Source organism: Clostridium chrysemydis (assembly GCF_015234215.1).
Lineage (GTDB): Bacteria > Bacillota > Clostridia > Clostridiales > Clostridiaceae > Clostridium > Clostridium chrysemydis.
The window spans coordinates 1,313,738-1,328,639 of the sequence record NZ_JADEKP010000001.1; the positions used below are offsets into that span (position 1 = coordinate 1,313,738).

General features: G+C 30.6%; 13 protein-coding genes. 5 read left to right on the forward strand and 8 right to left on the reverse strand.

All coding sequences use genetic code 11. The features are described from left to right. Positions 1–206: 206 nt before the first annotated feature. Together INR60_RS06600 and INR60_RS06605 are read left to right on the forward strand one after the other, a co-directional pair. The gene (locus INR60_RS06600; protein ID WP_194190682.1) at positions 207–2,852 is read left to right on the forward strand and encodes a glycosyl hydrolase family 18 protein; all 2,646 of its coding nucleotides are present in this window, start codon (positions 207–209) and stop codon (positions 2,850–2,852) included. A gap of 96 nt (positions 2,853–2,948) precedes the next feature. Further along, a complete protein-coding gene (locus tag INR60_RS06605) occupies positions 2,949–5,354 on the forward strand; it encodes a glycosyl hydrolase family 18 protein (protein WP_238480415.1) in 2,406 nt (801 codons plus the stop codon). Positions 5,355–5,406: 52 nt separating this feature from the next. Here INR60_RS06605 and INR60_RS17515 read toward each other — a convergent pair whose 3' ends face one another. The 4 genes from INR60_RS17515 to INR60_RS06620 form a co-directional block, all read right to left on the reverse strand. Continuing rightward, a complete protein-coding gene (locus tag INR60_RS17515; RefSeq protein ID WP_274380431.1) occupies positions 5,407–5,538 on the reverse strand; it encodes a hypothetical protein in 132 nt (43 codons plus the stop codon). A 1-nt stretch (position 5,539) separates the two neighbouring features. Beyond that, positions 5,540–6,280: an NAD(+) synthase gene (nadE, locus tag INR60_RS06610; protein ID WP_194190684.1), complete on the reverse strand. Its 741-nt coding sequence runs from the start codon at positions 6,278–6,280 to the stop codon at positions 5,540–5,542. Positions 6,281–6,398: 118 nt separating this feature from the next. Then, the gene (locus tag INR60_RS06615) at positions 6,399–6,935 is read right to left on the reverse strand and encodes a cysteine hydrolase family protein (protein ID WP_194190685.1); all 537 of its coding nucleotides are present in this window, start codon (positions 6,933–6,935) and stop codon (positions 6,399–6,401) included. A gap of 19 nt (positions 6,936–6,954) precedes the next feature. Then, on the reverse strand, positions 6,955–7,749 hold the full coding sequence (locus INR60_RS06620) for a ribose-phosphate diphosphokinase (RefSeq protein WP_194190686.1): 795 nt from the start codon (positions 7,747–7,749) through the stop codon (positions 6,955–6,957). A 150-nt stretch (positions 7,750–7,899) separates the two neighbouring features. Between INR60_RS06620 and INR60_RS06625 the strand changes: the two genes are divergently transcribed. Next, positions 7,900–8,238: an SdpI family protein gene (locus INR60_RS06625; protein WP_194190687.1), complete on the forward strand. Its 339-nt coding sequence runs from the start codon at positions 7,900–7,902 to the stop codon at positions 8,236–8,238. 53 nt (positions 8,239–8,291) lie between these two features. Here INR60_RS06625 and INR60_RS06630 read toward each other — a convergent pair whose 3' ends face one another. Beyond that, on the reverse strand, positions 8,292–8,663 hold the full coding sequence (locus tag INR60_RS06630; protein ID WP_194190688.1) for a hypothetical protein: 372 nt from the start codon (positions 8,661–8,663) through the stop codon (positions 8,292–8,294). Between the two features lie 96 nt (positions 8,664–8,759). Beyond that, complete coding sequence (locus INR60_RS06635) at positions 8,760–9,284, reverse strand: DUF5662 family protein (protein ID WP_194190689.1); 525 nt, start codon at positions 9,282–9,284, stop codon at positions 8,760–8,762. 259 nt (positions 9,285–9,543) lie between these two features. On the opposite strand from INR60_RS06635, the gene INR60_RS06640 reads away from it, so the two are divergent. Next, positions 9,544–10,359, forward strand: a complete 816-nt coding sequence (locus INR60_RS06640; protein ID WP_194190690.1) for an IS1/IS1595 family N-terminal zinc-binding domain-containing protein — start codon at positions 9,544–9,546, stop codon at positions 10,357–10,359. Positions 10,360–10,601: 242 nt separating this feature from the next. Here the strand turns inward: INR60_RS06640 and INR60_RS06645 are convergent, their stop codons facing one another. Continuing rightward, entirely contained in the window at positions 10,602–12,317 is a 1,716-nt protein-coding gene (locus INR60_RS06645) for a glycoside hydrolase family 25 domain-containing protein (RefSeq protein WP_238480396.1), read from the reverse strand. A gap of 157 nt (positions 12,318–12,474) precedes the next feature. Beyond that, positions 12,475–13,779: a homoserine dehydrogenase gene (locus INR60_RS06650; protein WP_194190691.1), complete on the reverse strand. Its 1,305-nt coding sequence runs from the start codon at positions 13,777–13,779 to the stop codon at positions 12,475–12,477. A 205-nt stretch (positions 13,780–13,984) separates the two neighbouring features. On the opposite strand from INR60_RS06650, the gene INR60_RS06655 reads away from it, so the two are divergent. After that, a complete protein-coding gene (locus INR60_RS06655; RefSeq protein ID WP_194190692.1) occupies positions 13,985–14,890 on the forward strand; it encodes a hypothetical protein in 906 nt (301 codons plus the stop codon). The last annotated feature ends 12 nt before the right edge of the window (positions 14,891–14,902 follow it).

Genomic DNA, 14,902 nt, shown 5'->3' on the forward strand with positions numbered 1-14,902 from the left:
TCAAATTTCACCAATGTAAAGGTATCCATTTAACTTAACATTATATAATTCTTAATTTTTATTTATTACTATTTTTTATGAATGTAAATCATTTTAAAATTTTCAAAAAATAATTTTCAGAAAATTCAAATAAATTGTAGACAAGCAATTTCTGTTATGCTATATTTTAATTGTAATTTACAAATTTTAGTAAAGGAGTGTTTTATATGGCAAAGAGAGCCTTTAAGAAACATGTAAAAGTATTCATTGCATGCGCTACCTTAACTTCTGTCTTAATCGGTAGCACTACTACTTTGGCACTACCTAACAGCACTACTAAAGATGGTAAATCAGTAGAACAAAAGCAAACACAAAAGAGAAATGTTATGTACTATGGAGATTGGTCTATCTGGGGAGGTGAAGAACAATTCTACCCTAAAGATATTCCAGCAGATCAATTAACTCACTTAAACTTTGCTTTTATGGACTTTGATGCAAATGGTAACCTAATCTTTACTGATAAAGGTGCTGCAGTTGAAGCTCCAGTTGGAATGGATGGAGTTACTTGGGGAGATGCAAACGCTGGTCTTTTAGCAGCTTTTCAAGAACTTAAAGCAAAAAATCCAAACCTAAAAATCGGTATCTCACTTGGAGGTTGGTCAAAATCTGGTGATTTCTCAGAAGTTGCTGCAAGTCCTGAAAAAACTAAGAACTTAGTTAATAATGTTCTTAATTTTATAAGGTACACTAATATGGACTTTGTTGACTTAGACTGGGAATATCCTTGCTCTGTAAGAGCTGCAGATAAAGTTGATAACCAAAACGATGAAGGTACTCCAAACTCTAAACCAGAAGATAAAGCGAATTATATTAAACTATTACAAGCTTTTAGAACTGCTTTAGATACTCAAGAAAAGAGTCTAGGAAAAGAATATGAGTTATCAGTTGCACTTCCTGCACCTATAGCTAAAATTGATGAAGGAATAGATGTTGACGCATTATTTAATGTTGTAGATTTTGCAAACATTATGACTTACGATATGAGAGGTGCTTGGGACCCAATCACAGGACATCAAACTGGACTTTATTCAAATCCTAATGACCCTTATAAAGGAAAAGGACTTTCTGTTGATGAAAGCGTAAATTATTTAATAAAAAAAGGAGCTGAGCCTGAAAAAATAGTTGTTGGTGCAGCTTATTATACTAGAGGATGGGAAAAATCTACTGGTGAAGACGTAGATAAAACTAACCCTGGTTTATTTAAAGAAGTTCAAAAGGTAAATCAAGATGCTGATAGAACTCCAACTTCTGGTGCTAACAACTACGCACCTGTAAAAGATGGAGATGGTGGTAGACGCGGAGGCGTTTGGCCTTACAGAAAATTAGCAGAACTTAAAAAAGCATATCCTGGACTTAAAGAATACTGGGATGACACTGCAAAAGCTCCTTACCTTTACGACTCTTCAACTGGCGCTTTCTTCACTTACGATAACGTTAAATCTATAGGAGAAAAAACTAACTACGTAAATCAAAAGAACTTAGGTGGAATGATAGCCTGGATGGCTTCTCAAGATGCGCCTATTAATAATTCTACAGTTCGCGGAGAATTAACTACTGCAACTAAAAAAGGATTATACGGAGATGCCGCTCTACCTAAACATGAAATAGTTTACGAAGATTTAGATATAACTTGTACTGTAACTACTTTTAAAGAGTCTTGGAGCGACAAAGGTGGTTATAACTTAACTATTAAAAATAATGAAAAGACTGATGAAAAAGGTGAAGTTTTACAGTCTGTAGAAAAAACAGCTGAAACTATAAAAAATGCAAAATTCTATATTAAAACTGACGGTTTAAAAATCACAGGTGGTGACTACAACACTAGTGGCATAACTTATGAAGGCGATTATGCTGTAATCGATTTAGGAAAAGTTTATTCAGGTAAACTTATAAATCAAGGCGCTTCATACACTATGCAACTTTCAACTGATGTAGCACCAAAAGATTTAACTAGCATCAAAGAGATTGCTATGTCTCAAAGAATAACTCAAAACGGACCTGAACTTTCTAAACAACTGCTATTTGGGAGTAACGCAAACGTAAATAGTAAACCTACTTTTCAAGGGATAAATAATTCAACTATATATTTAAATGACAGCTTTGATCCTTTAAAAGGAGTTACAGCATCTGATAAAGAAGACGGAGATTTAACTTCTAAAATAAAAGTTACAGGTTCTGTTGATAATTCAAAGCTTGGAGACTACACTATAACTTACTCTGTTACTGATAGTAAAAATGAAACTACTACTCAAACTAGAGTAATATCAGTTAAAGAAGCTCCAAAACCTGAAGATAATAAACCAACATTAAGTGGAATTACTGACCTAACTATAAAGTTAAACGGAAGCTTTGATCCAAATCTTGGCGTTAGTGCAAAAGATATTGAAGATGGAGATTTAACTTCTAAAATAAAGGTTACTGGTACTGTCGATAACACAAAAGAGGGAAAATATACTTTAACTTACTCTGTAACTGATAGTCACGGAAATATAACTACAGCTTCAAGAGTTATAACTGTTATAAAAGACATCGTAAATAACACTTACGACAAAACTAAAGTTTATAATACAGGTGATATAGTAACTTATAACGGAAAGACATATAAAGCCGCTTGGTGGACTCAAGGAGAAATCCCAGGTTCTAGCGCTGTATGGCAAGAGGTAGTTACTCCCAGTGAAGATGGGAGCGTAAATTACGTTCCAGGGAAAGCATATAACGGAGGTGATATAGTTAATTATAACGGAGCAAAATACAAAGCAGCTTGGTGGACAAATTCAGTTCCAGGTAGCGACTCTTCTTGGATCAAGCTTTAAAGATTTTAATTATCTAAAATTAATTTAATAAAAGGGGGAATTAAATTGGTCTTAAAGAAATTTTCTAGATTTTTTTCTGGTGCTGTAGTTGTTGCTATGACTTGCAGTATGCTATCTTCTCCAACTACTGCAAATGCTACTACTGAAACAAAGCCAACCGATGCAAAAATCGAAACAAAAGCTCAAACTACAGATTTAAACAGAAAGATTGTAGGTTACTTCCCAGAATGGGCTTACAAAAGTGAAGCCCAAGGTTATTTTGATGTAGCTGACTTACAATGGGAAGAATTAACTCACATTCAATACTCTTTCTGTATGGTAGATGAAAAAACTAATAAAATTACTTTTGGAGATAAGAAAGCTGCTATCGAAGAAACTTTCGAAGGGCATGAATTAACTCATAATGGCAAAAAAATAGAACTTGATAAAACTCTTCCATACAAAGGTCACTTTAACGTGATGCAAGTTATGAAAAAGCAATACCCTGATGTAAAGCTTTTAATGTCTGTTGGAGGTTGGGCTGGCTCTAGAGGCTTCTATACTATGATGGATACAGATGCTGGTATCGACACATTTACAAATTCTTGTGTAGATTTTATAAGACAATATGGATTCGATGGAATCGATATAGACTTTGAATACCCTTCATCTACTCCAACTTGTGGAAACCCTGCTGATTCTGACGTATCAGAACCTAGAAGAGCTAAAATCAACGAAAGATATAACGTTATGATGAAAGAACTTAGAAAAAAATTAGATGCAGCTTCAAAGCAAGATGGTAAAAATTATTTATTAACTGCTGCTGTTACTGCTTCTTCTTGGGTTCTTGGCGGAGTTTCTGATAACTCTTACGCTAAAGAATTAGATTTTTTAAGTGTAATGTCATACGACTTCCACGGTGGTTGGAACGAGTTTGTTGAAAACTTAGCAAATATTTACCCAGACCCACAAGATACTGAAACTACAGGCATGCTTATGCCAACTTTAAATATGGACTGGGCTTACAGGTACTATAGAGGTGTTCTTCCACCTGAAAAAATCCTTATGGGTATCCCTTACTACTCTCGTGGTTGGGAAAATGTAACTGGTGGAACAAACGGACTTCACGGTAAGAGTAAAACTCCAGCTTCAGGAAAATACAACGTTTGGGGTGATGACTTAAACGGTGATGGTGTTTTAGAACCTGCTGGTGCTAACCCTCTTTGGCATATTTTAAACTTAGCTGATAAGGATTCAAACTTTAAAAAGTATTGGGATGATGCTGGAAAGGTACCTCACTACTGGCAAGACAACGAAAAAGTATTCTTATCTTTTGAGGATACTCAATCTATAAACGAAAGAGTTAAATATATTCAAGATAAAAACTTAGGTGGAGCTTTAATTTGGGTTATGAATGGTGACTACGGCGAAAACCCTAATTACGTTCCAGGTTCAAACAAAGTAAACGAAGGTAAATATACTTTTGGTAATACTTTAACTAAGACTTTAAGAGATGGTTTAAATAAAATAGGTCCTTGCAAAGAAACTCTTACAGATGACAAGGTTTCAAGCCTTCCAAAAACTCCTGTAGATGTTACTTTAAAAGGAGTATATGACCACCCTAACTACACTTATTCATTAAAAATAACTAACCATTCAGATAAGAAAATTGATGGCGGTTGGACAGTAAGCTTTGACTTACCAAAATCTGCTGAATACAAATCTTCTTGGGGCGGAACTGCAACTGTTAAAAAAGGTACAGATTTCGATACTGTAACTATAACAGGTGGGGCTTGGCAAGGAATAGACCCAGGTGCTTCTATAGAAGTTCAAGGTATGATAGGTCTTTGCTTCTCTGGAGTTAGAAATATTACTTTTAACGGATGTAATCCAGTTGGTAAAAATGTTATTCCAAATCCAGATCCAGAACCTTCTAAAGATTTAAAAGTTCCAAGTATAGTTTCAGATGAAGCAAATTCAGCTGACGGTGCTTACACAGTAAATGCAACTATTCCAGCAAATAGTAATGCAACTGACTATACTTTATATGAAAACGATATTTTAGTTAAACAAGGAAAAGTTGATGGAACAAGTGCAACTGAAACTAAAATCGATTATGCCGCAAAAGATAAGGTTAATGGAACTTACAACTATAAAATAGTTTTAACTAATGGAACTAAATCTACAGAAGCTAAAACTGCAGTAGTTGTAAAAATTGGAGAAGTTACTCCTCCAGAACCTTCAAAAGACACATATGATCCAAGCAAAATTTATAATACAGGTGATACTGTAATCTATAAAGGTATAACTTACAAAGCTAAATGGTGGACTAAAGGAGAAACTCCAGGTACTAGTGCAGCTTGGGAACAAGTTGTTACTCCAAATGGTGATGGAAGCGTAAATTACGTTCCAGGAAAGGCTTATAACGGAGGTGATGTTGTTTTATACAACGGGGTAAAGTATAAAGCTGCCTGGTGGACTAATTCAGTTCCAGGTAGCGATAGCTCATGGACTAAGTTATAAAATCTAACTTAATTAAAAGAGGATGAAATCAAAATTGATTCCATCCTCTTCTTTAATTTATTTTAGCGTATTTGTGTCCGCATTCATCACACTTATAGTATTTCTTACCATATACGTTGTTGTCGTATGCATTTTTGTCTTCATGCATCTCACTTCCACAAATAGGGCAAATTACTTTTTCCATCTTACTTTACTTTTGGAAATGGAATAGCTTCTGTTTTGTGTTTGTTCCATTCGTGTCTTTGAAGTATTTTTTTATCTAATTCTTTATCGCCACAAGTTCCGTTATCTATAACTTCGTTTATTTGCTTGTAAGTAAATCCTAAGTTATCTTCGTCAGTTTTTCCTGTTAATCCGTCACTTGGTGCTTTATTTATTAAATCTTCTGGTAAGTTTAATTCTTTACCTACAGCTACAACCTCTTCTGTTGTTAAATCTGCTATAGGGTTAAAGTCGTGAGCTCCGTCTCCCCATTTTGTAGAGTATCCTACGAATCCTTCTGATTTGTTTCCAGTACCAGCTACTCTAAAGCCTAAAGTTCCTGCTATAGCATAAAGAGTTGTCATTCTAAGTCTTGGAGGTATGTTAGTTTTAGGTTGGTCTGCAATTTTAAAATCACAATCTACTTCTATTTCCTCTAAGAAACCTTTGTATGCTTTTTCTATATTAACTACTTTATATGAAACTCCTAAGTTTTCTACAACTCTTAGGCTGTCGTTAATGTCTTTTTGTTCTCCGTTTGGCATAAGCACTGCAAATACTTTATCTTTTCCTAAAGCTTCAACTAAAAGTTTTGAAACTACAGTACTGTCTTTTCCTCCGCTTATCCCAACAACTGCACCTTTTCCGTTAGAGCTTTCAAAATAATCTTTTATCCATTTTATTATTTCGTCTTTTACTAATTTTGCGTTAAAATCTTTTCTCATATTTTTTCACTCCTAAAATCTCTTTTTAGATAGATTTATTTTCCTCTATTGACTATTTTACCATCACTTTAGTAAAATATCTCTTTTAATTTAAGTAAAATTTCTGTAACAAAACTTTTTATCTACTAACCTCTACTCCGAGAGACTCTATTACATCTAAAGCTTTAGTGTGAAGTTCTTCATCAAAGCTTGCAGAAAGCTCTCCCGATACTCTAATATTTGAATTAATAAAGGTTGACTGAAAAGTTACTACGTTACTAATAAGGCAAATATTACTTACTATTCCTAAAAGTTCAATAGATTCAACTTCTTTAAGTTCTTCTCTTAGTTTAATCATATTTTCAGGAGATATACCAAAAGCTTCTTTGTTTAAATGAATAGTGTTTTCACTTTCTTTAAATTCTTTAAGCTTTCCATATAACTCGTGACCTAAACTTCCTAAAGTGCAATGAATCACAGGTAAGTTTTTTCCCTCTCTAGTTTCTAAATAATTATCATAGTGAGTATCATAAGTAAATAAGACTTTATAGCCTGATTTTAAATATTCATTTACCTTTTTATAGATTCCATTTTCTAATTCCTCTGCTTTTTTAAAACCTAAAGAACCTGATACAAAGTCGTTTTGATAATCTATAACTACTAATAATTTTCCCATACTAAAACCATCCTTTAATTTAAATAATATTTTTAATTATTATCTTATCATCTTGCCTATCTAAAATGCTGTTAGTAGTAACAATATTTTCAATAAGGTCTCCCTTTAATAAATCACCTTCAAAAACTGTATTTTCACAATGTGTAACTACTAAATATATCTTTTTAGCTCCGATCTTTTTAAGCTTTTCAGCTATTAAAATAAATGTTCCCCCTCTAGAACAAAGATCATCAACTATAATACAATCAAATCCGCCTTCTTCGATTTCTCCATTTATCTCTATACTCTTGATTTCTCCAGTTTCAAAATCCCTATCTTTTGAAGCTGTAATAACTCTATCGTAGTCTATTTTTGATTCGTACCTTTTTCTAGCACCTTCATCTGGATAAACTAGATAAACCTTTTCTTTGTGTCTTATACCTTCTAAAACACTGTGCACTAAAACTTTAGTCATCTCTATGTTTTTAACTTTATCTATTAAAGCTAAAGAAACATCTGAATGAGCTTCATAAACCTTAACTTCTTTAAAGTTTAAGCTGTTTATTAACCTTGCAAAATATTTTAAAGTAAATATATTTAATCCTTCAGTTCTATCCATTCTACTGTAAGGAATGTAAAGTAATTCTAAGCTTGTCTCTAATCCTAAATCATCTAAATGTCCCTTTAAAAATATTAAACTTGCAATATCTTTATCGTCTTCAAATTTAAGTTTTATGATATTTTCTTTTTCTATTTTTAGACCTTCTGTTTCAATTCTAGACTCTCCATTTGGAAATTTATTTATATATACTCCTCTACCATTTAAGTAAATCATATATAACACCTCTTTTCACTTAGTTTAAAATAATATTTACTTTACCTTTATGTTATTATCCTCGCCATTTTTTGTAAACACTTTTTTAAATAAAGGTTCAAATTTTCTTTCTTTAAAAAGGTTTATAATAGAATTAAGGGAGATGGTTATATGACTCACAGTGTTTTAATACCTTTAATTCTTATACCTTTAATTATGTTAGCTTTAGGAGTTTTACTTTTATTAAATCCTCCTAAAACTGTAAATAACTTTATAGGTTATAGAACTAAACGTTCTAAAGAAAATCAAAGATCTTGGGATTACGCTCAAAGAAAGCTTGGTGAAGGTTGGATTATACTTTCAATAGTAAACTTCATTATACCTTTAACTTTTTATCTACTTAATATAAAAACTGAATATACTTTTATTGCATTTTTTATAGTGCAAATATTTATATTAATCTCACCGATATTTTTTATAGAAAAACACTTAAAGGAAAATAATTATTAAAATAAAAAAGTACCTAATACACAGATAAATCCCCTGTTTATTAGGTACTTTTTTCACATCATGAAATTTACTATTATTAAAATCGCTCCCGCTAAAACCATTGAATAAGAGTTAAATCCGTCTTTTAGCGTAGCTTTTACATTCTTTAGTTTTTCTTCTTCTAACTTTTTAACTTCTAAGTTAGTGTTTGCAACTTGCTGCGCATTGATACTTCCAAGTGACTGCATAGAAAGTCCCATAGGTTCTCCTGAAATATTTGATAAAACTCCAATTAAGAAAACAATTATTCCAAGAACAAATAAAGTATCATTAAAGTTGTAACTCGAAACCCCTGTTATTATAAATGATAATATAAATAAAGCTATGATCCAAAAAAGAGAAAATAAAGCTACTTTTTTTAGTCCTTTAATATCAAAGTTTCCCATTATCATCACCCCTAACAATTATATTATAATTATTATATGTTTATTTTCGTCACTTGTAAATTATTCCCATCCTCAAGTATAAAAGAAGATTTTTGTTTACAATATTTCTTCTTTAATATATTTAAAGGTTTGATATTCACCTTTTTTTGAGAGCATTATTAATAATTTTTCTAATAATTCTTTAGTATCTTTATGCATTACGTAATATTCTTTTCTTTCATCGTAATATTTTAAGGGGGCAGACTCATCGTACTTATCTTTTAAGTAGTTTTTTGATGCTGCTATTCTGTCTACAAACATTTCGACTATATATTTCTTTGGCATTTTCATTCCCTTAAGTCCCTCTTTCGGGTTTTTACCATAATCTATCCAATATTCAAAGTGGTGTTTATTTCTTCCTTTATGATGTAGCCAAGCGGTTGACAAGCCTTCTACTTCCTTTTGTACTCCATTTGGACTTACATTACCTTTGTAATACTTTATACCTGCCTTATACTCTGTAGGGGTGTATTTTGACATATCATGAAGTAGTCCTTGCTTATACATACCTAATTTAAAGCAGTATTTCATAACTAACATTTTATGATTTGTAATAGTTTTAAAATGATTGATAAAATTCATTATTTAAAGCTCCTAGTCCTTTGTATTTAAATTTTCTCTATAATTCCTTTTTTATTATATCATTTTACTTTGATAATTAAAGGGATATAAGGTTTTAAGGTCCAAGTTCTCTCCTAGTGTTAATAAAGTTTATTTTAAAAAATCAAAAAAACTACAACATTGTTTTGCTGAATTGTTGGTATTTTATTTTAAAGTTTCTGAATAATTCTAAAAATTAATGTCCATAATCAAACTAATTAATTATTATTGAGGTGAGTTTATGGTACATACTTTTAATTGTCCACATTGTAATTCAGTGCATTTTATTAAATACGGTAAATATAAAACTGTTCAACGTTACCAGTGTAAAGATTGCTTAAAAACTTTTAATGAAGGTACTGGACTAGTTTGGCATAATACTAAAAAATCAACTGAACTTTGGACTCAATACACAAATCTTATGCTATCAGGTGCAACAATACGAGAATGTTCTAAAAAACTCGGAATCTGTATAGAAACTTCATTTAGATGGAGACATAAAATCCTAAATCATTTAAATAAATATACAGACTCAAGGAGAACTCACGTAATTACTGCAATGAGACATACTAAATTCAAAGAAAATTTTAAGGGTCAAAAGACTCCCCCTGTATGCACTATTAAAAGTCGTAAAAACATTTTTGTAACAACAACCATAAATAAGAACGGATACACTTTAGCTAAAGTCGCTTTTAATACTACAACACCCTCAAAAGAAGCATTAGATATTCTTTTAAAATCATTTAATCCAATTTATAATACTTATTTCTTTCCGGGTAAAGATAAATTTTCATATATAATATCTAAAAAATTTAATCAAATTCTTCATAAGGGTAAAGAACTTCAAGTATCTAAAGAATTCGGTGAAGAATTGATGTTAAACTGTTCTGATTTTATTTTGCATTTAAGAAGATGGCTTAGAAAATTTAGAAGCGTTGCTAGTAAATACCTTCAATTATATCTAAATTGGTTTGTCTACATTTATGAAGAATCTCTAGAAAAACATACAATTCTATCTAATCTAATAAGCAGTATTTTTTGCTTAAAATTAACTTAAATAATGAAATTGTTCTATTTATTACTTTTCAATATTTTAAGTTTGCTTTATTTATTTAACTTGTACTAGTTATAAAATTTATGGCTTAATCCTAGACTTTGTAATACCAACAATACCTCGTAACAATGCTGTAGCTTTTACAAATTTTTTTATTTTTTATGTTTACTCCATCCCCATTGGATTATAATGGTATTTCTAGATCCATAAACATAAAAAAAGCAGGATTTCTCCTGCTTTTAAAATTACTCTTTTACTTCTTTAGTTAATTTATCTTCATTTTTCTCTAAACTTTCAGATGCTTTTGGAGCATTTGAACTATTTTTAAAGGAATTAACTATTATATATCTGTTATCACCTAAATTAATATATTCAATGCTAACCTTGTCTCCTACTTTACTTAAAGCTACTTCTCTTGAAGTTTCAGTAGAAACAGAGAAAATCTTATCTATTCCCTTTAATTTAATGTCATAAATACTAGACCCTTCTTTTATAACAAGTCCAATTCTTTCAATTTCCCCATCTATAGTTTTTGCACTATTGCTTCCTTCTAGAGAAATATTTGTATCAGTTAATACCTCTAAATACTTATTTAAAGTAGATTGAAGGCTGTCCCCAACCGCTACAGTATTATAATTTTTAACGTTAACCATAGCATATTTCTTAACAAGGCCATTTGAGTCTTTTAAAGTTGTAAAATAAGTTGGCTCGTTTTGAATATTTATTAAATACGGGAAAGTTGCTTTATAGCTATATTGTTGAACTTTACCTTCTGCTGATTTCATCGCAGCCTCTTCTGTTGCACCAGCTGTCTTATACATAGTAGTTTCCCCAGTTCTAGTATTAGTTAAAGTAAATCCTACTAAACCTTCATCATTTCCTACAGAAGTTATTCCTGTATAATAATAACATTCATTGTTATTGTAGATTAAATTCATTCCCTCAGTAGTTTTTAACTTATCTTTATCACTAAAGTTAAATACACCATGTACTAAAGTTCCCCATTTATCAATATGCTTTTTAACAAGGTCCATAGGTTGAATTCTATCTACCCACTTTGGCATGTCATTTATATCATAAGTATTTGATTCACCAGTTTGAGCATCTATTATCAATGCACCTATAGGCTTAGCTTCTGTAAATCCTATAGCATTATCATATCTTGTTACTACCCAGAAAGGATTTCCTTCATCATCTAACTCAAAAGTGTAGTCAGTATGTCCAGCTTTCATATCCCTTAAAAATGCAGCTCTATCTAAATCACTAAACAAAAATGCTGATTCTAAATACTTAATTTTTATATCTTTTCCTTTTAATTCAGTCACAAGTTCTACATCATTTTGATTTGTTGCACTTACTTTAATATATCCTGGTGTTCCTTCTCTATTAGTAAACCATTTAAATATTGAAGAATGCTCTAAAGGTGCAACGTAATATAATTCTCCATTTATACTTTGAAGATCTAAATCCCCTATATAAACCTGACTTCCAAGGCTAGGTATCTCCCCTAACTTTTTATCTGCAAGCTTACCTGCAAGTTCTTCATCTATCGTAGGTAATTGTTTTAAATCAATATGCTCAATCTTATTTGAAAATTCAACATCAGTTACATTACCTATCAAATTTCTGTGCGCTTTATAATCTACTAGAGGACTAAATATTATAGACCCAGCTACATATAAAGCAATTACTATAGCTCCAGCCATTATATATTTTTTACTTAAGTGAATTATTCCATAGCCAATTGAAACTAAAATAAATGGCCCTATTATACAAACTAAGCTTAAGCTTGGGTCAAGTATTAATCTACTACTAAAAAATAAATAAACAGCTGCAATTATATATGCAATTATTAAGTATTTTATAAATCCCTTAAAGCTTGCTGGTTTTCTTTTGAATTTATCTTTTTTTACCTTTGAAAAAAAATCCGAAACGTTACTAAAATCATTATCTACATTCATATATTTATCTCCTCACCTTTATATTGTTATCATTATATCATAAAGAGTTATTCAATACTATATATTTTATTTATTTTTTCATATTTTGTTCTTTTTTTATTAATAATTCTAATTGAAAAAAGCCTAGCAATTTAATTTGCTAGGCCTTATTTATAGTCTATTCTTCTTCAAACTCTTCAATTCTTATAATATTATCAATCTTTTTAACTGTTCTAAGTTCATAAATCTCATCTATAGCATCTATAATCTGAATCTCTTTAGCTCTATGAGTTACTAAAACAAGTGTAACTAACTCACCTTTTTTATTTTGACCCTTTTGAATTACAGACCTTAAACTTATATCATGATCTCCTAAAATCCCTGTTATATCCCTTAAAACTCCAGGCTCGTCTACCACAGAAGTCCTTATATAATATTTGCTATGAACTCCTTCTATACTTCTAATCTTTTTATCCCAAAGATTATTTTTAACAACAGACTGGATATTATCTGAGTGAATTCCAAGTTTTAATATATTAATCATATCACTTACAACAGCACTTCCTGTAGGTAAATCTCCAGCACCTCTTCCATAAAACATCAAATCTCCAACAGCGTTACCCTTAACTAAAACTGAATTAAAAGAATCATATACATTAGCTAAAGGATGATTCCTTGGAATCATAGTAGGGTGAACTCTCATCTCTAATTTACCATTTACGTCTTTTACTATGGCAAGTAATTTTACTGCCATTTTAAATTCTTTAGCATATTCCATATCTATAGATTGAATATGAGTTATTCCTTCTCTATATACATTTTCAACATCTATCTTAGTTCCAAAAGCTAAAGATGAAAGAATTGCAAGCTTGTACTGTGCGTCAAAGCCCTCAATATCAGATGTTGGATCTGCTTCTGCATATCCTTTTTCTGTAGCTCCCTTTAAAGCCTCTTCAAAACTTAAGTTTTCAAGTTCCATCTTACTTAAAATATAATTAGTAGTACCGTTAATAATTCCATACATCTCTTTAATTTTATTTGCAGTAAGGCTTTCATTAATTCCTTGAATAATAGGAATTCCTCCTGCAACGCTAGCTTCGTACTGGAACATTACTCCCTTAGAATCTGCCATTTCAAAAAGCTCGTCCCCTCCAGTTGCTAGAAGCATTTTGTTTGCAGTTACTATATGTTTTCCTTTTTCCATAGATCTAATCATATAATCTCTCGCAGGTTCAATTCCGCCCATAACTTCTATAACTATTTTAATTGACTCGTCATTTAATATTTCATTAAAATCAGTAGTTATTAATTCCTTTGGTACGTCTACGCCTCTTTCTTTTTCCTTATCTCTTACTAATATTTTAGAGATCTCTACATCATAGCCAGAGCGCTTTACTATCTCTTCTTTATTAGAGTCTAAAATCATCCAAACTCCTCTACCAACATTACCTAGCCCAAGTAATGCGATTTTAACCTTTTCCATTCTTATTTCCTCCTTATTTGTGCCCCAAAATCATCTAACCTAATTATAACCCTACAAATATATTTTTTCCATATTCTAACACATAAATAATTATTTGTTTATTCTCCAATTTTCTACTTTAAATAATAAAAAATTAAGTAAAGTTACTAATAATTTTTACATTTTTTAGTTATTTTTTTGTTATAATGAACTTAGGAGGTAAATAATGAATACTTTAAGACGTTATCAATCAACTAAAGGACTAGCTATAGGACTACTTTTTGTAAATATAATAGCAGGTCTTTGCCAAATTTTTAAGCTAAATGAATACTACTTTTGCGGTGTGAAATTGCCTGATGCAAGCTTTGCTATAGGATTCACTTCATTTTCTTTAATTATTTTAACTCTTTTAACCTTTTTAGGAAGGCCAAAAACTTCCGACAAAGAAATACTATCAGAAGTATCCCAAAAGTTTTTACTTAAATCTTCCTTTAGTATTATATTTGTATTTTACATAATAGCTGCATTAATATATTTTAAGGATTTAAATTTATTTATTAGCGCTATATTATCACTTATTTTATATATTTTTGTAATTATAAATTCAAAAACAATATATATACTAAGAAAAACAGACCACCAATTACTGTGGCACATTAGAAATAATTCTAATAGTGAAGATACTAATGATTTTCATCAAAGCACATTTCTTTGGAGATATAAAATCTGGTATAACAAAATTGATTATGTGCCGATGAAAGATAGATGCTTTACACTTTTTAATATACTTTGCATAGGATTTTCCGTATATGCTTTATACGAATATGAAGGTTCATTAATTTCTAATCTATTTATTATTATGTTCTTTTTAATCCCTTGCTCCTTTAAAGGACTTGAATATATATTAGGCCTTTATACTTCTTTAAGTGGAGTTTGTACAGGCATAGAAAGATTTACAGATAAGGGTTCAGATTATTATGTAATATATGTAACTGATTATACTCATAAAAGAGAAATTAAATATAGATGTTCTAATATTCCTTACTTTTCTCTTTATGATAAAGTAACTTTAATTCATGGTATTTTTTCAAAACATGTAGTTAAAGCAAATGGTCTTAAAATTAGAGATTAAAAACAAAGGCTA

Excerpts from the sequence above, each read along its gene's own strand:
- INR60_RS06600 (WP_194190682.1), top strand. The coding sequence starts at position 207 with ATGGCAAAGAGAGCCTTTAAGAAACATGTAAAAGTATTCATTGCATGC.
- INR60_RS06605 (WP_238480415.1), top strand. The coding sequence starts at position 2,949 with ATGACTTGCAGTATGCTATCTTCTCCAACTACTGCAAATGCTACTACT.
- INR60_RS17515 (WP_274380431.1), bottom strand. The coding sequence starts at position 5,538 with ATGGAAAAAGTAATTTGCCCTATTTGTGGAAGTGAGATGCATGAAGAC.
- nadE (WP_194190684.1), bottom strand. The coding sequence starts at position 6,280 with ATGAGAAAAGATTTTAACGCAAAATTAGTAAAAGACGAAATAATAAAA.
- INR60_RS06615 (WP_194190685.1), bottom strand. The coding sequence starts at position 6,935 with ATGGGAAAATTATTAGTAGTTATAGATTATCAAAACGACTTTGTATCA.
- INR60_RS06620 (WP_194190686.1), bottom strand. The coding sequence starts at position 7,749 with ATGATTTACTTAAATGGTAGAGGAGTATATATAAATAAATTTCCAAAT.
- INR60_RS06625 (WP_194190687.1), top strand. The coding sequence starts at position 7,900 with ATGACTCACAGTGTTTTAATACCTTTAATTCTTATACCTTTAATTATG.
- INR60_RS06630 (WP_194190688.1), bottom strand. The coding sequence starts at position 8,663 with ATGGGAAACTTTGATATTAAAGGACTAAAAAAAGTAGCTTTATTTTCT.
- INR60_RS06635 (WP_194190689.1), bottom strand. The coding sequence starts at position 9,284 with ATGAATTTTATCAATCATTTTAAAACTATTACAAATCATAAAATGTTA.
- INR60_RS06640 (WP_194190690.1), top strand. The coding sequence starts at position 9,544 with ATGGTACATACTTTTAATTGTCCACATTGTAATTCAGTGCATTTTATT.
- INR60_RS06645 (WP_238480396.1), bottom strand. The coding sequence starts at position 12,317 with ATGAATGTAGATAATGATTTTAGTAACGTTTCGGATTTTTTTTCAAAG.
- INR60_RS06650 (WP_194190691.1), bottom strand. The coding sequence starts at position 13,779 with ATGGAAAAGGTTAAAATCGCATTACTTGGGCTAGGTAATGTTGGTAGA.
- INR60_RS06655 (WP_194190692.1), top strand. The coding sequence starts at position 13,985 with ATGAATACTTTAAGACGTTATCAATCAACTAAAGGACTAGCTATAGGA.